Annotated in this window: 19 protein-coding genes; 5 read left to right on the top strand and 14 right to left on the bottom strand. The window is 43.8% G+C overall.

Features of this window, described 5'->3' with window-relative positions; translation table 11 throughout:
• Positions 1-24 precede the first annotated feature (24 nt).
• From HNQ56_RS07960 to nagA, 6 genes are all read right to left on the bottom strand, one after another.
• Positions 25-1,503, bottom strand: a complete 1,479-nt coding sequence (locus tag HNQ56_RS07960; RefSeq protein WP_429144422.1) for an FGGY-family carbohydrate kinase — start codon at positions 1,501-1,503, stop codon at positions 25-27.
• Between the two features lie 43 nt (positions 1,504-1,546).
• Positions 1,547-2,185 (bottom strand): aspartate/glutamate racemase family protein, encoded by a 639-nt coding sequence (locus tag HNQ56_RS07955; protein ID WP_429144421.1) that lies wholly within the window; start codon positions 2,183-2,185, stop codon positions 1,547-1,549.
• A gap of 315 nt (positions 2,186-2,500) precedes the next feature.
• Complete coding sequence (locus HNQ56_RS07950; RefSeq protein WP_429144419.1) at positions 2,501-3,907, bottom strand: extracellular solute-binding protein; 1,407 nt, start codon at positions 3,905-3,907, stop codon at positions 2,501-2,503.
• Between the two features lie 207 nt (positions 3,908-4,114).
• Complete coding sequence (locus HNQ56_RS07945; RefSeq protein ID WP_429144417.1) at positions 4,115-5,017, bottom strand: carbohydrate ABC transporter permease; 903 nt, start codon at positions 5,015-5,017, stop codon at positions 4,115-4,117.
• A 17-nt stretch (positions 5,018-5,034) separates the two neighbouring features.
• A complete protein-coding gene (locus HNQ56_RS07940) occupies positions 5,035-6,459 on the bottom strand; it encodes a carbohydrate ABC transporter permease (protein ID WP_429144416.1) in 1,425 nt (474 codons plus the stop codon).
• A gap of 446 nt (positions 6,460-6,905) precedes the next feature.
• Positions 6,906-8,033 (bottom strand): N-acetylglucosamine-6-phosphate deacetylase, encoded by a 1,128-nt coding sequence (nagA, locus tag HNQ56_RS07935; RefSeq protein WP_429144414.1) that lies wholly within the window; start codon positions 8,031-8,033, stop codon positions 6,906-6,908.
• Between the two features lie 339 nt (positions 8,034-8,372).
• On the opposite strand from nagA, the gene HNQ56_RS07930 reads away from it, so the two are divergent.
• Entirely contained in the window at positions 8,373-9,107 is a 735-nt protein-coding gene (locus HNQ56_RS07930; RefSeq protein WP_429144412.1) for a DeoR/GlpR family DNA-binding transcription regulator, read from the top strand.
• Positions 9,108-9,220: 113 nt separating this feature from the next.
• On the opposite strand, the gene HNQ56_RS07925 is transcribed toward HNQ56_RS07930, so the two are convergent.
• From HNQ56_RS07925 to HNQ56_RS07895, 7 genes are all read right to left on the bottom strand, one after another.
• Positions 9,221-9,601 (bottom strand): PH domain-containing protein, encoded by a 381-nt coding sequence (locus tag HNQ56_RS07925; RefSeq protein ID WP_429144410.1) that lies wholly within the window; start codon positions 9,599-9,601, stop codon positions 9,221-9,223.
• Positions 9,602-9,665: 64 nt separating this feature from the next.
• Positions 9,666-10,349, bottom strand: a complete 684-nt coding sequence (locus HNQ56_RS07920; RefSeq protein ID WP_429144408.1) for a hypothetical protein — start codon at positions 10,347-10,349, stop codon at positions 9,666-9,668.
• Between the two features lie 207 nt (positions 10,350-10,556).
• Positions 10,557-12,122 carry a sensor histidine kinase gene (locus HNQ56_RS07915; protein ID WP_429144406.1) on the bottom strand — a complete coding sequence of 522 codons (1,566 nt, stop codon included), beginning with the start codon at positions 12,120-12,122 and terminating at the stop codon, positions 10,557-10,559.
• Positions 12,119-12,796, bottom strand: coding sequence for a response regulator transcription factor (locus HNQ56_RS07910; RefSeq protein WP_429144404.1), 678 nt, complete (start codon positions 12,794-12,796; stop codon positions 12,119-12,121). The genes HNQ56_RS07915 and HNQ56_RS07910 overlap by 4 nt, the downstream gene beginning before the upstream one ends.
• 92 nt (positions 12,797-12,888) lie before the next feature.
• Positions 12,889-13,473: a hypothetical protein gene (locus HNQ56_RS07905; RefSeq protein WP_429144402.1), complete on the bottom strand. Its 585-nt coding sequence runs from the start codon at positions 13,471-13,473 to the stop codon at positions 12,889-12,891.
• Between the two features lie 70 nt (positions 13,474-13,543).
• On the bottom strand, positions 13,544-14,536 hold the full coding sequence (locus tag HNQ56_RS07900) for a Gfo/Idh/MocA family protein (protein WP_429144400.1): 993 nt from the start codon (positions 14,534-14,536) through the stop codon (positions 13,544-13,546).
• Between the two features lie 181 nt (positions 14,537-14,717).
• Positions 14,718-15,395, bottom strand: coding sequence for a hypothetical protein (locus HNQ56_RS07895; protein WP_429144398.1), 678 nt, complete (start codon positions 15,393-15,395; stop codon positions 14,718-14,720).
• A 437-nt stretch (positions 15,396-15,832) separates the two neighbouring features.
• Between HNQ56_RS07895 and HNQ56_RS07890 the strand changes: the two genes are divergently transcribed.
• The 4 genes from HNQ56_RS07890 (at position 15,833) to HNQ56_RS07875 (ending at position 18,606) form a co-directional block, all read left to right on the top strand.
• Positions 15,833-15,979: a helix-turn-helix domain-containing protein gene (locus tag HNQ56_RS07890; protein ID WP_429144396.1), complete on the top strand. Its 147-nt coding sequence runs from the start codon at positions 15,833-15,835 to the stop codon at positions 15,977-15,979.
• A gap of 230 nt (positions 15,980-16,209) precedes the next feature.
• Positions 16,210-17,073 carry a YitT family protein gene (locus tag HNQ56_RS07885; protein WP_429144394.1) on the top strand — a complete coding sequence of 288 codons (864 nt, stop codon included), beginning with the start codon at positions 16,210-16,212 and terminating at the stop codon, positions 17,071-17,073.
• 88 nt (positions 17,074-17,161) lie between these two features.
• Entirely contained in the window at positions 17,162-17,980 is an 819-nt protein-coding gene (locus HNQ56_RS07880) for a DUF2935 domain-containing protein (protein WP_429144392.1), read from the top strand.
• Positions 17,981-18,024: 44 nt separating this feature from the next.
• Positions 18,025-18,606, top strand: a complete 582-nt coding sequence (locus HNQ56_RS07875) for a rubrerythrin family protein (protein ID WP_429144390.1) — start codon at positions 18,025-18,027, stop codon at positions 18,604-18,606.
• A 68-nt stretch (positions 18,607-18,674) separates the two neighbouring features.
• Here the strand turns inward: HNQ56_RS07875 and HNQ56_RS07870 are convergent, their stop codons facing one another.
• The gene (locus HNQ56_RS07870; protein ID WP_429144388.1) at positions 18,675-19,445 is read right to left on the bottom strand and encodes a M15 family metallopeptidase; all 771 of its coding nucleotides are present in this window, start codon (positions 19,443-19,445) and stop codon (positions 18,675-18,677) included.
• Positions 19,446-19,494: the final 49 nt, after the last annotated feature.

Here is a 19,494-nt window from a genome sequence, read left to right as displayed (position 1 = left end):
ACCTCTATCCTTCCTGTCTGCATCCTAGTTCAGGAACTTATCTGCCAGGAATGCGTATTTGTTCTTATATATTTCTTCATATTGAATATTTATCCCAGGATGCACCTGATAATATCCGTTCTTCTTCCGGCTTTCCTCTAAAAACAGCTTTTTTTCTTCCCTACCGCAGTTCTGCTCTATCATTACAGCCACCGTTCCCAGCAGGGATGCTTCCGTAATCCCAGGAACAGTCACCGGTATTCCTAATACATTTGCCTTAATCTGCATCCAGGGTGCGCTGTTTACCGCACCGCCGACACAGACGACATCCTTCACCCGGGCCGCATCCATCCCTGGAACCAGGGATAGAATCCATTTTCCCTGATAATTAATTCCTTCCATAATGGCTTTTATCACATGCCCGGCGTCATGGCCCTCTCTAAGCCCCAGAATAGCTCCGCTGACATCGGACCGGAACAGAGGTGTTCCAATCCCCGACAGATAGGGATAAAAGAGGATATCCGTCGGTTCCTGCCCTAAGGCAGCCACCAGTTCGTTCATCTTGGAATAAGAGATTTCCTCCATCTGCAATTGCCTGCAAAACCAGGAAAGGGACTGTCCGGAGGAGGAGATATTCGCCATCCAGAAATATTCCTTCCTATTAAAAAAGGGACCATACACCATACCGGAGTCATAACCTTCCTTCGACATGGAGAAATACTCATCCACTCCCAAATAGGTTTCTGCTGTTCCAATGCTGTTACATATCCGGTTTCTCTCTTCGCTTAGCACTGCATAAGCAGCACATACATGATCATGCCCGCCGATGCATACAGGTACGGCCGTCTTGTTTGACATCGGCATAAGCTCCGGCTCCGACAGATATCCAACCGTCTCACCCGCGCACAGCACCGTCGGAAAATTCGCCGGAGTAAGCCCATATCCCGACAGCCGGTCTATATCCCAGCCATGATTCACAATATCATATACATAAGTTCTTGCAGCAAAGCTGGGATCCGTAGCATAGCTGCCTGTCAGCTTCCAGGCAATATAGTCACAAATCGAAAGCCACAGCGTGTCTTCTTTCCTCACTCTGCTGCGCTCCAGCAGCCAGAGGTATTTATAAATTCCGTATTTATAGCTGTTGCGGAGTCCGGTCCGCTTAAAATAGCCATACTCTTCTTCCTTTGTTATTCCGGCGGACAGCTCTGCGGTTCTTTGATCAAACCAAGGAAGAACCGGTGTTTCTTCCTTATTGGTGACTTTATTCATCATAAGCCCTGCTTCCGCCATGCCGGTAACGGAAATCCCCTGAATCGGTCCATATTGCTCCAGCCACTGCCTTAACTGATTTTTGACAATGCCATAGATTTTTAGAGGATCATAGATTGGACCGTGTTCATCGCTTGCCGCCGGTGTCGTTTCTCTTGCCAGGGCAAGCAGTTTACCACATCCATGAAATACGGCTGATTTGATATGAGTCGTACCGATATCAATTCCGATAAAGAACTTCTCATCTTCCATCTTATCTGAAGCATTCAATCATACTACCGCCTTCCTCTGATTTTTATAGTTGCAAATCCTTCTTCAGCTTTTCCACTCCCAGCACAGGGCTTGTTAATACCTTGCTGGCGTCAATTCCCCGGAGCCCTTCCAATGCGGAAGCCATAGAAGCCTGGGCCAATACCAGGACGTCGGAATCCGAGTGTTTTAGTACAGCCTCCTGAATCTTCTGATTATGAAGCCCACGGTTGCCTTTCATTAATTCCTCATAAGCACCGGACACCAAAACCGTATGGATGACGCATTCCTTCCCTGCAGCGGATGCCTTCCGCCTGATCAGGTTCACCGTTGGTTCCAGAGTGGTTGATAAGGTGGCAAAAATACTTATGGTTGTTCCAATCTCTACGGCACGCTCCGCCATCGCTTCATCAATGCGGTACACCGGAATCTTCAGATACTCCCCCGCTTTTTCCGCAAATTCCCCAACAGAAGAACAGGCGCTGAGAACAGCATCTGCCCCCATAGAAGCTGCGATTTCGCTGTACTTTATCCAACGCTTTTCCACCTCTTTTGCCAAGTAGCCATGAATCATATCCTGAAGCATGGAATCATCCAAAAGATTGATGACAGTAACCTCTCCCATGATGCTTTTCATTAGTTTGGGCAAACTCTCTACCGTAGCAGGAGTTGTATGAATAATCACTATCTTTTTTATGACGCCTCCCCCTTCCCGGTCCTTTCATATCATCCGTTTATATTTAGATATTATCATGTTTACATCATAATTACAAGCTCCAAATGACATTTTTTGAATATTTATTGATTTATTATGATCTTTTTTGGCTCTAAATCGAATTTTATTTTCCGCTATTTTCAGAATATCACACTTTTTCATCTTCCCCCTTTAAAAAGCAAGGTAGAAAAAGGCAGCCTGTTTCATCCTGAATAAACAGACTGCCTTTTTAAAAACATCTAAGCTGCATCGGCGGCGGCTATCGTGCCGCTCTGCGGATCATTATTATTCGCCGAAGATGAATTTTTCTTCTTCAATCTTAGCTTCAATTTTCTGCTGCGCTGTATCTAATGCTGCCTTTACATCGGTTGATGTGTAATTCTTAACAATCGAATCCACTGCTTCGTCCTTGAAAGTGGCTGCATTTGGTATAAAAGGATGTCTGCGGGTACCGAAGGTACTCTCCATCATTGCCATAGTTTCTGTCCAGCCAACAAAGGATGCCATTACAGGATTTTCATTTGCTTCAATGCTGCACATAACGTCTTTTTGCTCTTCTGCCCAGATTTTTGCGCCTTCTGTAGCCATGAACTCAGCTAACAAGGTTGACTCTTCCGGATTCTGTGCTCCGTAAGGTACGGTACATACAAAGCCGCCGCCCCATGCAGAGGGTACGCCAGTCTTGCTGGAGGGACCTGCCGGATAAGGAAATACACCGTAATCCACCTGAGCTTCCGCATTGTACGTATCGATTGTTGCAATATAGTTACATACATTACCCAGCATTGCTACTTTACCGGAGAGGAATAAATCCTGTGCGCCGCCTGCATTCGCTGCAATCGCTGCCTGAACCAGCTCCTGTCCGTACATATCCGCATATACCTTCATGTGCTCCAGAGTCTCAATATTCTCTTTGCTGTTCATGGTAGGAATGTTAGGATCCAGGTTGCTGTCAAAGACTCCTCCGCCGTTGTTGATGGCTAAGGTGTCAAAGCCAAAGTTTCCGAGGATCGGATTAAAGGCAAGCATATAGTTGCCATTTCCCGTAAACTTTTCATCCAGCTTTTTGCATGCTGCAATCATATCATCCCAGGTCTTGATATCTTCTGCATTTACACCCGCATCCTTGAACATCGTCTTATTGTAGAACACCAGACGTGTATCCGTATTGAAGGGAATTGCGTATATTTTGTCATTATATTTCACCATATCCCAATATTTATCATAAAACTTCTGTGAAATTCCATCAGACAGATAATTGGTGATATCCATTGCCTGGTTACGCATTGCCTTTACATTGGTATCTTCGATAGCGGTAATAACAACATTGGCAGGATTGCCGGCAGTAACGGATGCGATCATTTTGGTTTCCAAATCTCCGAAAGGTACATATACATATTCTACGGAAATCTGACGATCGGCATAGGTTTCATTGAACTTCTTTACAATCTTCTCAATGGTGGGACGACGCTGCTCTGATCCCCAGTGTGCCCACATACGCAGGGAAACGGGACCCTTATCCGTGCTGACTCCCTCCGAAGGCTCACCCTGATCCGCTGCTGCTGTCGGTGCTGCCTGGCCATTGTCTTTGCTGGTATCCTTGGAGCCGTCTTCGCTCTTACAAGCGGAGAATGTAAGTGCCACAAGCAGGATACTGAGCATCAAAGCTACTAAATGCCTCATTCTTTTCATAAATACTTCCTCCTTATTGATATTAGAAAATGACTTGTATTTGTTTATTTTGTATAGTTTTCAGTCATTTCCTTTTAACTTTATATTTATATATTATACCCTATCGTTACCCTTGTCAATAGAAATTTTCATTTATTTTCATTTCTAATCAAATAATGTTCATCCCTTGCTATTTTTTAGCACGATTTGTGACTATTATTGTCATTCTTACCCTTTTACTCCTCCGATTGCCACGCTTTGAATGATGTACTTCTGCATAAAGAAATACAGAACCACCGTGGGTATAAGCACAATCAGGGAGGCAGCCATGAACTTCTGCCACTCCACACCAGCGCTTCCGCGGAAGGTACGAAGTCCAAGCTGAAGCGTATACATCATCTCATCATTTAAGTACAACATAGGCCCAAAGTAGTCGTTCCAGGTACCATTGAAGGTGAATACCGCAATGGTTGTCAAAACCGGACGGGCCAGAGGAATGTAGATTTTGGTTAAAATCTTCAATTCTCCTGCGCCTTCAATCATTGCAGCATCGGAATAAGCCTTGTTGATTCCCATAAAGGATTGACGCAGAAGGAAAATATTATATGCCCCGCCGGTGAATGCCGGAATAATTAAAGGCAGATAGGTTCCCACCCATCCAATTTTTGAAAACAGCACATAGGAAGGGATCATGGTCACCATGCCCGGAATCATCATTGTGCCGAGAACACACATAAAAATTGTGTTCTTTCCTTTGAAGTTAAGCTTCGCAAAACCGTAGGCAACCAGGGTATTGGAAATCAGCGCACCAATCAATACAAGTGCCGTAATAAATACGGTATTACGGAAATAGATATCAAAGGGCGCCGAATTCCATGCCTTGGAAAAGTTATCCCATCGTATGCTGTTGGGAATCAGGGAAGGGTTAATCATTACCTCCGCATCTGATTTTAAAGCAGTGGATATCATCCAGATCAGAGGATAAAGCACCAGTATGGAGCCAAATAACAAGAGCAGCGTTCCTGATAATCCGGCTATCTTCGAACGGAAGCTGATGGATTCCGACAGCTTCGCCCCATTCTTTCTATTTTTTATTTTGTTTTCGTTTCTTTTATTCTCTGTATTACTCATTTTCTCAGCCCCATTTATCATTTTTTATCACTGCCCCCTTCATAATGAACCCACTTCCTGGAGCCAATCATTTGAATTACCGTGAATACCATGATAATTGCAAACAGTATCCAGGCCATTGCACTGGCAACCCCCATCTGCTGATCCTTCATGGCAGTATTAAACAGATGGACATTGTAGAAAAGCAGGGAATTATTAGGTCCTCCCTTGCCGTCCATCATAATATAGGCCGAGTCAAATACCTGGAACGCGCCGCTGACACCAGTTACCATGACAAAGAACAGAGTTGGCGAAATCATTGGTAAGGTAATATGGAAGAACTTTCGAAAGCCCGTCGCCCCGTCAATGGCAGAAGCCTCATATAATTCCTGGGGTACTGACTGCAAAGCCGACAAAAGAATGATGGTGCTGCCGCCGACACCCCATATTTTCATCAATACCAGCGCCGGTTTTGTCCATGCGGCATCATAAAGCCATGCCGGTCCGCGAATACCAAGCAATGCAAGTCCGTTATTTACCAGTCCCGAACCAGGATCCAATACCCACTGCCACAGCAGGAAAACCGCGACACCGGATAATACGGAAGGAAGATAATAAACCGTCCGGAAAAACCGCAATCCCTTGATGCTTTTCATATTCATCAGCAATGCAAAAAGCATGGCAAAAACAATGGCAGCCGGCACACTCACAACGACATACCATACCGTGTTATATAAGCTTTTCAGAAAATAATCATCTTTTACAAATAAATTTACAAAATTATTTACGCCATACCACTTCTGGACAGCAGTAATATTATAATATGTAAAAGATGAGAAGAAGGAAAAAATCAAAGGAAAGGCCGTAAAACAGGTAAAACCTATAATATAGGGCGAGATAAAAGCAAAGCCCTTGAGGTTTTCAACCTTTTCCCTGTGAGTCATCTTTATATATAGGTTTCTCTCGATCAAAACTCTTCTGCGGTAAAGCTTAACTACGATAAACTGAGCAACAGCCAGCAGCATAAAAACAACGGTGCCTACAGGAATTTCATAGTGGATTCCCAGATCGGCGTAACCCAGATCCACGGCACTGCTGTTGGCACTGACCGAATTTACGACAATCACCAGATTTGCCACAAAATTAAGTGCAGAAAAAATCATCAGGAACAACAATCCACGGGCTCTTAATTTTGAGTTATCAGCTAATACCAATATCCCGCCGATTAACTGGGCGATCACGAAAATACCAATAATAAATCCGCAAAAAACAGCAATTGCATTGTTACCGAAAAATTCCCTTATCCCAGGAAAGCTTGCAGTAAACAATTTATCCACCTGCATCGCATTACCCAAAAAATGCAGATAGGTCCAATCACCAAGGGAAGACAGGAACCTCATGGGGTTAAAAGCAGGGATCAATAAGATCAAAAAGGCGGCAACTGCAAGTAATGCTATTATCACAGGCATAATTTTGTTTGTTTTACTTTTTTCATTGTTTACTATCATCTCCACACTCCTTACATCTTTGAATTCTTAACAATAAATAATGTTTCACAAGATGCATCATTAATTATAGTGAGTCATTGCAAACCTCCTCCTGATACAGCCCATCACAAATATTCATGTTAGTTCATTTATTATCATATTTTTTCAATGTATGTATATCATACCCCAAAACATTGGTTTCGTCAATAATCTATGGTTAAATTATATACTTTTAATAATTATTTCATTTCTAAATTGTTAATTCCGAATAAATAAGAAATAATCTCCAACTATGATTTTTCTTTGTTTCTATAAATAATTCATAAATTAACAGCGATTATCCATATCAATCTAAAAATACCAAGATTATATTTCATATTTTATCATTTATTTTCATCACTATTCCATTATTCATTACTTTCCTATTTAAAACGTTTTCCTCCGATATACACCTGTTCCAGATCAAACTCTGGTGTTACCAGCAGTAAATCCGCCTTCTTGCCCTCGGCTATTTTACCCACCATACGGTCTACGCCTATTGCGCGGGCCGGTATCAGGCTTGCGCTCAGAATAGCCTTTTCCTTTTCAACCCCAAAGCGAATTACATTTTTAACCGCCTCAAACACATTTGTTGTGGAACCTGCGATTGTACCGTCTGCCAGGCTGGCTTTTTTCTCTTTTACAAATACCTTTAAGCCTCCCAGCTCATATTCTCCTTCTCCCAGTCCTGCCGTACTCATGGAATCGGAAATCAATGCGATACGTTCTCCCATCAAGCGAAACATCATGCGAATCACCGCCGAATGAACATGAATCCCGTCACAGATCAGCTCCGCTGTCACAGGATAATCCGCTGCCATGCCGATAACTCCTGGTTCCCTGTGATGCAAACTGTTCATCGCATTAAACAAATGGGTGACATGAGCAGCCCCCGCCTGAACGGCAGCGCAGGCTGTCTCGTAATCGGAAGAGGTATGGGCGATGGAAACAGTTTTTTTCTTACTGTATTTTCTGATGCAGTCCATAGCATTCGGAAGAGTAGGATCGATATCCAGCAGCCGAATGTTTTCTCCGGACAATTCATCTAATTCATCTACCAGATCAATGGCAGGCACCAGCAGATGCCGATCATCATGACAGCCCTTCCTATCCGGTCCCAAAAAAGGACCTTCCAGGTTGATCCCCAGTATCCTGCTGCCATAGAGCCCTGATTCAATTGCCGCCCCGCTGCGTCCCATAATCCGCTTTGTAGTTTCATATTCCACAGTCATGGTAGTAGCTAATACGGAGGTAACTCCACACTCTGCATAGGATTGATAAAGCATGCCGAATTCATCAGCTATGGCGGTTGAAAAATCCAAACCTGCACGCCCATGGGTGTGTATATCAATAAATCCGGGCAATAAAAATAAACCGCTGCCATCGATTACCTCGCCCACCTCATCCCCCGAAAGACTCTCTTCAACAGCAAAGATCAGCCCTCCTTTGGTCCGCACATCCTTCTTCTCAAATTTACCTTTATAAAATACCTCTGCATTTTTTATAATCATATTGTTCATTCCTTTAAGATTCAGATAAAATCCTTGATAAAATTATATCAAACTGCAATTTTAATAGTAACACAGTAATGATATTACATCAAGCTTATTATGATTTTTATTGAATGCTTCTGAATTTAATATGATTTTTCTTGATTACTTTTGCATAATCACTTTGATCACTGTTAATCCGATCCCCAATTATTCGGTTATAAAATCTGTTTCTCAAAAGCTATATATCATTAATTCTTATAATTGTTCACATTTTTTCAAAAATAGTTTACAAAAATTGAAGCTTCATATATAATGAAAATATATTTTTATACGAATAGGTAAATGGGAGGTTTTTTCATGATTCCTGCAATTAGACAACAAACGATTATTAGTTTGCTCACAGAAAAAGATATTATTTATATGGATGAACTAATCAAGCATTTAGATACATCCTTTTCTACCTTAAGAAGAGATTTAAGAGAGCTGGAAAAACTGGGTAAGGTAAATCTCCTTCATGGCGGCGGAGTACAGCTTAATAGAAAGAATACAGAGTTAAGTATCAGTACTAAATTGAATCTGAATAAGGAAGCAAAGAATAAGATAGCGCAAAAGGCTTGTACTTATATCCGGGAACGCGATGTTATTTTCTTAGACCCGTCCAGTACGACTCTACAAATGATCCCATATCTCGTTAACTGTGAAATTACAGTGGTAACAAATGGGATACATCATATCAATCATCTGGTCGCACATCAAATTCCCTGTATTATGATTGGAGGCACGATTAAGCAGTCTACCAACTCCTGTATCGGCCCTTTAGCTGAATCTTCCCTGCGCGGCCTAAATTTTAACAAATGTTTCCTGGGTTCCAACGGTTTCAGCAAAACTGCCGGTATTACCAATCATGACATCAATGAGTATACCATCAAAAAAATAGCTATGGATCAGTCAATCGATTCCTTCTTCTTAATTGACTCCAGCAAATATGATGTCGTAACGATGATCAAGGTTGCATCCTTGAGCGATGCTACTATAATAACAGAAAAGTCCATACCGGATTTGGCGGATTACCCCAACGTGGTTATTGCTTAAACTGCAGCATTTGAGATCCCGGAATATTGCTTTTTTGTATACAACGACTCCCCTTTTGGTAATCAAAAGGGGAGTCATAATTTATTCCCTATTCCATTTCCTTCTGCCGGTTTTCAATTATTATCATCCAGCCCATCGTAATCCACTTCCCCGGCATCAATCTTCAGCGTATGCAATGCCCTTCTCTTTCGTCTTGCTTCTTCTGAGGAAGCCATGATAAAATCTTTGATCTCACTGGCATGCCTGATATGATATAACACAAGCTCCGGATGAGTGGTATCCCCTGTATAGCAGGTTATGGTTCCCAACTTAAAGATTCTTTCTGACAGGCTTCTGGTCAGCCTTACATCCTGAATTTTATACATAAATGCATCATCTTCCGTAATGTTTAAAAAGCCGGAAGTAATGGTGATCTTATCTTCATTAATATTGTATTTTGTGAAGCTGAACGGCAGCCCCAGAAATTTGATACGCTTCCTTTCAATGTAGCCCATAATACCCTCCTCAACGCATCTGCATATTATTATATCATGAACATAAACCGTATGTATCATAAAATTACTTTATCTTAATCGTCTCCGACCGCTCATCCCTGGTTACCTTGAGACTGATGTCCTTCATTTTTGCATCCTTCGTCACCTCAAAAATTAATACTACCTCTTCCGACTTTCCTTTCTCGAGAGTGATATCCAGGAGCTTCAGATTGTTTTCCAGAAGAGCAAAAGGAGGTTCATATATCTTATCGGAATTAATATATAGTTGATATTTGATCGGCACCTGGGAAAGATTCAAATTGCTACCCTTTTTCGACTCGTTCGTCAGCATAAAAGATAATACAATCAATTGGTTGCCCGGTCTGGCATTGATTGAAAAATAAGATGACGACGGATCTTCCGGATAGCTTTCCGTGACAAGATACTTCTCATACTTCAGCGAGAAATCCTTCTCTCCGATCACTTCCGTCAAGGTATAGTGCTCCTGTGCCTTATCCTCTTCCTCAGAGGTGTTGGATTCACCCGCAGCTTCCCCTGTGTCAGAGTCCTGGACTTCTTCCAGCTTATTTACAATTATCTCATCCATAGTCAACAGACTGACCTTATAATTTTTGTCACTTTTAAGTAACAGCCCTGCCATATACTCAGCAGCGGTATCCGTCTGCTCTTCCGTATATTCCAATCTTTGAACACATCCTGTCAGGGTTGTCATCACAAGCAGGATGACCATCAGCTTTTGTCGTTTCATCTTGGAACCTCCAAATTATAGATCTCTGTCCATGTAAATTCCACTTCAGGTTCAATCATTGCACACCTGGAGTTTTACAAGGTAATACAATTAACATCTTATCACTTATCTCAAGAATCGGCAACAAAAATTAACACAATTTTCCCAAAATGCCAGGGAGCCGGTAACAGACCAGCCAGGCGGCATCTCCCCGGCACCTTTTATCTCTCAGGATTGCATATCGAGTTCGAACCAGAACTCCACGCCAATAGGACGGTTAATTACACCGCATTCCTGATTCATGGAATTCATAATTGCTTTTACTATGGACAATCCAATACCGCTTCCGCCATATTCCCTGGTTCTGGCTTTGTCCACTTTATAAAACTTAATCCAGATCTTATCCAGATCCTCCTCCGGAATATTCTCTCCCGTATTGAATACCGCCACCCGAAGCCTTCCGTCATGAGGAATCAGCTTGATTTCAATAATCTTTTGTCCGCTGACATGATTAAGAGCATTGCTTACATAATTCGTGATCACCTGCTCCGCCATGTATTCGTCCGCCCAGACATAGATCGGCTCCGTCTGCTCAAAACGAAGAATAACCTCCTTTTGCCGGAACAATATCTCCGCAGCGCTTAGTACGGAGCGAATCATGGACACAATATCAAAGCGTTCAAAATTTACCTGATTATTGCCGAATTCGATTTCATTCAGACTGAGCAGCTTCTTCACCATCTGATTCATCTTATCCGCTTCATCCATGATCACCTCACAATAGAAATCCCTGCTTTCCTCATCCTCATGGATATTCTCCTTCAGACCCTCCGCATAGCCCTGAATTAAGGAAATGGGAGTTTTCAGCTCATGGGATACATTGGATAAGAACTCTTTTCTCATTTCATCGATCTCGGTTTTCTGCTGAATATCTGTGAGAAGTTCATTATTGGCCTGTTTCAGCTCTGTGATGGTTTTTTCCAGTTTGTCCGACAGGATATTAATGCTCCTGCCAAGCTCGCCGATCTCATCCTTTGATTCTATCTTATATTTTACCTCAAAATCAAGATCGGACATTTTCTTTGCGATCCCTGCCAGCTCCAGAATCGGCCTGGTAAATTTCTTGCTTATGACAAACATTGCGGCGGTACCGATCAAAACCGTGAAAATACCGATGTAGGCGAGAAAACTGTTGGCAATGGAAACCCCCTCTTCAATACTCTCAAAATTGGTTCTTAAAAGAACGATACTAAAATCATCCGCGGATCTTCCTGCCCGGCGTCCGGCATTCCCTTCCGCCTGCTCTGTTAATTCCTCTATTGTGGTATCGATAAAGCCCACCATATCAATATAGCTTATTTCCTTCTGACGGTCATACAGGCTGCAGATCGTATAATTGCTTGTGGTCTTGATCACTCTCCGGTTCCTGACATTGGGATTTAAAAAACCTCCCAGATATTCCGCCTGCATGGTCAGCATCTGCTGCAATTCCCGCTCCCCCAGGCTGGTAGGATAGATAAAGCCCTGTACGGAATTGATTACATAGATATCCACCGAATATCTTGATGCAAGCTGTTCCAGGTAGAGCGTGTCTGTCTCTGACAGATTTTTATCATCTTCCGCCTTATCATAAATCTCCTTGATCTGCTGATATGCCGTATCCAGATTCTTGGTCTTGGTAAAAACATAATAATCCGAAAGGAAAGTGCGGTTGATAAACCAGGCCATAAAGATTGTCAGGATAATCATGATAGATAAGGCAAGTGTTATTTTAAACCGTATGGAATGCTTCATGCATCCACCTCAAATTTGTAGCCAAGCCCCCATATCGTCTTAATAAAATCACCCTTCGGCCCCATCTTGCTCCGCAGTTTTTTTACATGGGTATCTATGGTTCTGGCATCCCCAAAATAATCATAATTCCATACATTATTCAGGATTTTTTCGCGGGACAGCGCAACTCCCTGGTTCGTTACAAAATAGGTTAAAAGCTCAAATTCCTTAAAACTCAGCTCAATCTCCTGACCGTCAATCTTAACCTGATGGGCCGCCTTATCCAGCAGAATCCCGCCTATCTCTATGGTCTCTTCCTCCGATACTATGGTCCTTCGCAGAACTGCCTCTACTCTGGCAACCAGAATCTTAGGGCTGAAGGGCTTGGAGATATACTCGTCCACCCCCAGCTCAAAACCTAATAATTCATCCTTTTCGTCGCCTTTTGCAGTCAGCATGATGATGGGGACCTTGGAATACTGGCGTATCTCTCTGCATACCTGCCAGCCGTCCAGTCTGGGCATCATTACATCCAATATAATCAGCGCAATATCCTTCTTGGAGAAAAAGATATCTACGGCCTGTTCTCCGTTCTCAGCCTCTATTACCTCATAATTCTTCCGCACCAAAAAATCCTTAACAAGCTTTCTCATTCTGCTTTCATCATCAACTACCAGTATTTTCAGCTTATCCATTCGGCACCTCCATTATAATATATATCTTTTCTATAAGATTAACATGGAACTATGAAGAAATTGTGAAAGTAACCGGAGAAACATCTGATTTTTTATTCCTGCTTCTCCAATGCCCGCTCCCTTTCCGCAAGAGCCTGTTCCTGCTCCTCCACCGCCTGCTGCCTGGCCTCCAGATCCATCTGCCAGGCTTGATACCGGTCAATGACCTTGTTCTCATAGATGGAGAACATGCTTCGGTCACTAAATACGGCAATCATTATCATGATGACAATGATCACCGCAAGAAACGCACTGATAATTCTGGAATTCTTGAGCTTTATCCTATAATCCTCAAGCATTGCCAGGTGCTGTTTCTCCTGGTCCTTTTCCAGGGTGTTATTATATACCTTAGGCGGACCTTCCGGCGGGCTGACCCGGATACCCGGGAGACTCTCTTCTGTTACCAGCCCCGAGCTGATAAGCTTACCCCTTAACTCCTTTAAAAACATATAGCCTACCACAGTTTTGAAGGTCCTTCTATCTACCAGCTTATGATATAGCTTCAGGACCTTATTCAATTCATTCAAATCGGTGTTGGCTCTGATATACTCCACGGTCTCCTCTTCTCGTTTTGCCTCTTTAAAACCATGGGCATCCGTAAAGACATAACCGGCAACCTTCTTCTCATTTTCCTGCATATTATAACCATACCTTTGCTACTATTTATTTGGATTGTTCCATCTTCTACCTTAAGCTATATCCTGCCGCTCACGGCCTGACTTCCGACGGGTAGACCAGTCCCCAGTCAGCACGGATATCATCCAATAATTGCATAACCTCCAGGGTATCTGCCAGCGGTATCCTATCGCTTTCTTTTCTTCCTTCGCGAATACAACGGTTTACCTCCTCCGCCTCATATACATAACCATTGGAAGTAAAGGGGTGCAGGAAGGTATCAATCAGCTTTCCGTTGGAATCATAAGCCTCCGCACTCTCGGCAGTCCAGAAATCAGGAACTATAATACGCCCTCTGTCTCCGATAATTACAGCCTCACTCCCAGTATTGGCAGTAATTGCCGAGCTTATGCCCGCCAGCATTCCTTCCTGGTATTTCATCGTTATGGAATTAATCTCATCCACCCCGCTTCTTCCCAGAATAGCACTGCTGACCACCTGATCCGGCATTCTTCCCATGAGATAGGTCACATAAGAAATAGGATATATACCCACATCCAGCAACGCTCCTCCGCCAAGTCCGGCATGAAACAGCCGGTGAAGAGGATCGAATTCTGCCTGATAACCAAAGGAGAGATTCATAAATCTCACATCTCCTACCAGTTTATTCTCGACCCAATGCTTCACTACCCTGGTTGCGGGCAAGAGCTTCGTCCACATGGCTTCCATCAGAAACACATCATTCTCCCGTGCAAGGGCTGCCAGCTCCCTGGCCTCTTCACAATTCAAGGTAAACGGCTTTTCACACAGGACCGCCTTCTTATTAATAATACAAAGCTTCGCATTTGCTCTGTGTTCCGTATGCGGTGTTCCAATATAGATCACGTCGATTTCCGGTTCCCGGACCATTTCCTCATAACTGCCGTAAGCCTTTTCCACATGAAAGCGTTCTGCAAAGTCTCTGGCTCTGACAATATCTCTGGAGGCTATCGCTGTGATCTGCGTATTCTCCAATGAATTTAACGCTTTTGCAAATTTTGAAGATATATTTCCGGCACCGATCAAACCCCATCTCACAGTTTTCATCGTTAAGTCTCCTCGCTATTATAACATGTACAAGTCTATCTTTATTTTACTCGCAGTTTCAGGCAAATGCAACACTTTAACCTGCTGATCTGTAACGATAAATAAAAAGCTGCCGCCTGGGGGAGAATGTGGTTCATAACATTCTCTCCCAGGCGGCAGGATCCTATAGCAGCTTTTGTTCTTATTTCCTTACTGCTTTCTTCTTATTTATTACAATAAAACTGGTGCCTCCGATGAGAATGACTGCTGTAATAATCATTACCGGAACCAGTATCCCGTCCTGTTTTGCAGCTTGATCCTGTGCAGCCACAACTTTTTCACCGTCTGCGCCAACCTGGGCAGTAGTCTTATATACCTTTTCTTCTCCTGTGTTTTCCCCTTCTGCCCCAGACGTTTTTTCTATTTGAATCTTTAGCTCTTCCTCTGTATCCTCCGCCGCATCATTGTACATGACTACCTCTGCATCCATTTCATCGTCGCTGACTGCCTCGTCCGGCGCAACACCGGTTGCATATATAACGGATTGATCCATTTCCACTACCTTAACCTCATCCTTACCTACAAGCTCGTATACAAATGCCGCATTCTCTTCGCTATAGGGGGAGATACCGATCTCAACCACATCTTCCGCCACTCCGGTATAATTAACCATAAAGCCCTGCTTCTCAATCTCGTTCGCTTTATCCTTAAAAAGAATCGCATCTATCTCCTGCTGTTTTTGATTCAATGCCTCCGACTGCCCGGAAGAAGCTCCCACCGAAGCAGGTGTCTCTGCCATCATCGCATACGCAGAGCTGGTAGAAAAAGCCGCCATGCATAATCCCAGTATCATTGCCTTTGCTATATTTTTCTTTATCATTTTTATTTCCTCCATTTCTGATAACCCTTTCCTTCCGCATTGTCGGATGCCAGGGTTCTTCCATCCGCTATATATTCAAAACCTAAAGTATTATCATTCATCCTTATCTTCCATCTTTGGTATCAGTGCGAAGATTTCCGTCGGTACCAAACGGACTCCGCTATGTTATAACCTCCTTTCCTGTCACATCCATCACACTCATTAGACGGAGGAGAAGAAAAATCCGTTCCTTCTAAATTAATATTCCTGCAAAAAATATTAACCTGTTTCTAAATTAAATGGTATAATATCGGCAGAAACACTACTCTACCGCCGGTTTACCCGGCAGATTAAACTTATAGTCGGTTGTAAAGTATCCGTCTTCCAGCTAAAATCAAAATAAATGCTGCCGGCAAAACGGCACAGACAAAATTTCATATACGAAATGAGGACATTTTATGGATAACGAAAAATTTGCTCCGTTCATCGCAGAATTGAGAAAAGAAAAAAGATTAACACAAAAGGAACTGGCTGATCAACTAGGAGTTACGGACAAGGCTGTTTCAAAATGGGAACGCGGATCAACTATACTATTTCAAAATTGATAGGCGAACCCCTGATTGACATCTGGGATATCCTTACTTATTTCATATTAATATCTATCTCCGTGCTGACCCTTGTAATTGGTTATGTCAGATGTAAAAGAATCACAAAGTAGTTTTGCACAGCTCGCCGTAACAGTCCTTCCGATAGCTCCAGATTCCCCTTGACATTTTGTCCGCATAATAGCATACTTTCTCTAGTTAATTATTTGTATCTTAGGGAGGGTAATACTTTGGACCAAAATTCATCCATCTTTCGGAAACTAAAAGAATATTCTCTGATCACCATCGGCACATTACTGGTGGTATTCGGTGTCTATTTCTTCAAATTTCCTAACAATTTCTCCATCGGAGGAGTCACGGGCATTGCTATTATATTAAGCAAAATCTTTGGAAATAGTATAAGCTCCGGTACCATCGTGCTGATTATAAACTCCATCCTTTTAGTGGTGGGATATGCTTTTCTCGGTAAAAGCTTCGGCAACCGCACCGTATACGGAAGTCTGCTGCTCTCCTTGGCCCTGCGGGCCTTGGAGGTTCTTGTCCCCATGGAGGGTCCGCTCACAAACCAGCCTTTGCTGGAACTGGCGTTTGCGGTGATCCTACCCTCCGTAGGCGCAGCATTGCTGTTTAATATCGGTGCCTCCACCGGAGGAACCGACGTGATTGCCATGCTCTTGAAGAAATACAGCAATATTGACATCGGACGCTCCCTTTTGATCACCGACTTTTTACTCACGGTTGCCGTCTTCCCGGTATTCGGCATTACCACCGGATTGCTGTCCCTGCTGGGTCTGTTCTTAAAATCCACCATGATCGATGTCGTGATTGAAAACCTGAATCTGAATAAGTATTTTACAATTATCTGTACCAATCCAAAGCCCATCTGTGATTACATTCTGAATACCCTGCACCGCAGTGCCACGGTATTTGATGCAAAGGGTGCTTTTACAGATAAGGAAAAGAAAATCGTCCTTGCAGTTATGAACCGTTCCCAGGCGGTCCTGTTAAGAAAACATATCAAACAGATAGAACCGGAGGCCTTTCTTCTGATTACAAATACCAGTGAAATCATCGGCCGGGGCTTCCGTGCATAATTCAAACCGTCAGAAGCTGTAATATAATTCACCTAAATACAGCCCCCATGCATATACTGAAATAGAATATATGCATGGGGGCTATCTCTTGGACATTAATTCAACCATAGAATCCGTTCTCTTTGAACACCGTTTCTGGCTGCAAATTCTGGGTGATCATTCCAGGTTTCTTTTATTTTCCCTGGCACCTTCGGAAGCAGAGCAGATCATTACGGTGCAGGAATTTCTGCTGCTTTTTGACAATCTCCTGGAGACTGCCCGGAAGTTCCTGTCAGAACAAGAGTTGGAAGACTTAAATCAAAACGCATGGGAGACCGCATACCGGTTCCGGGAATTCAAACTCGGTCTGTTAGCTGCCGCATTGGCTTCCGACCGGGCTGCGGGACCCGGTCCTTCCTTCCTGAATGATATGCTTAATGAAACAGAGGAGTACCTTAACCTCCTAACCGCCCTTTATCACCGCACTCCGATGATCTGGCATCCCCTGTGCTACCATATGCTATGGCTGTCCGATGCCGCAGGGCATGCCTCCTCCCTCTCTGCATCCTTGGACCGCTGCGAGCAGGAGCTTCTTCAACGGGCCAGCCGGTACGAGCAGCAGTTCCTGGAACTGTACCATAAGTCACTTCAGATGAAGGGATACCTCAGAACCCAGCTTCAGCAGTTTCCGGCTCTGACCCGGATGAACGAGCAGAGCGCGGCTCTTGTTATGGAATTCATAGAATTTCTGGATACTCTGCGGGATCAGCGCATGGATCAAAGGGTCCTTGGCTCTCTCCATCCTCTGATGGCCGATCATATGTCCCGGGAGGCGTGTTATTATCTATGGAAGCTTTCCGCCGCCACAAAAACCATCCGTTGTCAGGACTGTGATCCCGCTCGGCCAAGACTTGAACTCTGGCAATAGAAAAGCCGGTTCAGGTAATGTGATAAAACCCCGTACCGTATCATATGATATTACAAAGCATCAAGAAGCTGGGAGAGCCTATGGACTTTCAACAAAGCAGAACATATCAAAATATATTAAACGCTTATAATCTGGAAGCAGAAGCAAACACCAGATCAGAACTTTCCGCAGAACAGGCAGAGGCAGAGCAATACATTGAAATTGCAGCAGTTTACAGGTCAGTTGCAACAAACGAAAAAGAACATGCAAGAATTTGGATGCGGCAATTAAACAGAGGCACTCTCCCGGATACAGAACAGAATCTGCGTGACTCCATTGCCTTTGCCTCTGACCTGGGCAATAATGTTTACCGGGAATACGCGCGTATTGCAAGGGAAGAAGGCTATGATGACATTGCCGCTCTTTTTAACGGCATTGCTAATATTGAACTGAACCATGAAGCAACCTTCCGCACCCTGCTGGAAGAGATGATACGCGGGGAATTATTCTGCAGACCGGAAGAGTCCCTGTGGATCTGCATGCAATGCGGTAACATCATGAGCGGAATCTGCGCTCCTGAGATCTGCCCTGTCTGCGGCTTCCCCCAGGGTTACTATCGCTATTATGAAGAAGGAAGCCTGGTATAATCAGAAAAGCCTGCCCTCCAATGTCAGAGGGCAGGCTTTTGCTTTCCTTTTAAGGTCTATCGTAATATTCAATTCCGGCAATCGCAGGCTGACAGATTTCTGACGTAGTATTCATCATAGGTCATTCCGCATTTAAATACCACGCAGGCAAGAACCGGGCCGACATAGCGGAAATGCCAGGGTTCGTAATCATATCCCGTTATATGCTCTTTCCCCTTCGGATATCTCAGAATAAAGCCATATTCCCAGGAATGTCCGGCCAGCCATCTTCCCTCCGGAGTCTCTTCAAAGCTTTGCTCCAGATCGTTAATATCCACAGCCAGGCCCGTCTGATGCTCGCTGTGTCCGGCACGTGCCGAGACCCTGTCCCGTTCGGCCTGATACTGCTCCAGAGACAGGTCTCCGGTCCAGTTCTTATAATAAACCTGATTCTGATAGAGAAAACTACGAAAGGCGGAAATTGCTTTCAGCTCCAGCCCCTCCCCCGCTGCCGCCCGGCACATCTCCTCAAAGGCGATTCTGGCAGGACGACGGAGCATCAGCGATGCGCTGTTGCATTCCGGCGCGATTATTTCCAGATCATTAGGGATATAATCCCCCGGCAGCTGATGATATTTGTTGACCAGGACCGATAATCTTTGCGGTGCTTTAACCGGAATGACACAGGAATAGTGCTCCCGATCCAGTCCGATATTTACATAAGTAATGATTTCCTCCCAGGTCAGCGCCCAATGCCGCCTTTTGTAATCCATGTACCGCTGTGTCTTGGTTCTGTCAAAATAGGGGAGACACCGGCATCCTGCCAGTTCCTCCGATAATACCTCCGCATCTCTCACCATAGATCAACACCTGTTTCTGCGGTTTTATTCCCGCAGCTCCTTTCCGGCT

It is taken from the genome of Anaerotaenia torta (genome assembly GCF_050433395.1).
Taxonomy (GTDB): domain Bacteria; phylum Bacillota; class Clostridia; order Lachnospirales; family Lachnospiraceae; genus Mobilitalea; species Mobilitalea torta.
Note: the sequence above shows the minus strand (reverse complement) of the source record. Positions and strands in the feature narration are given on the sequence as shown.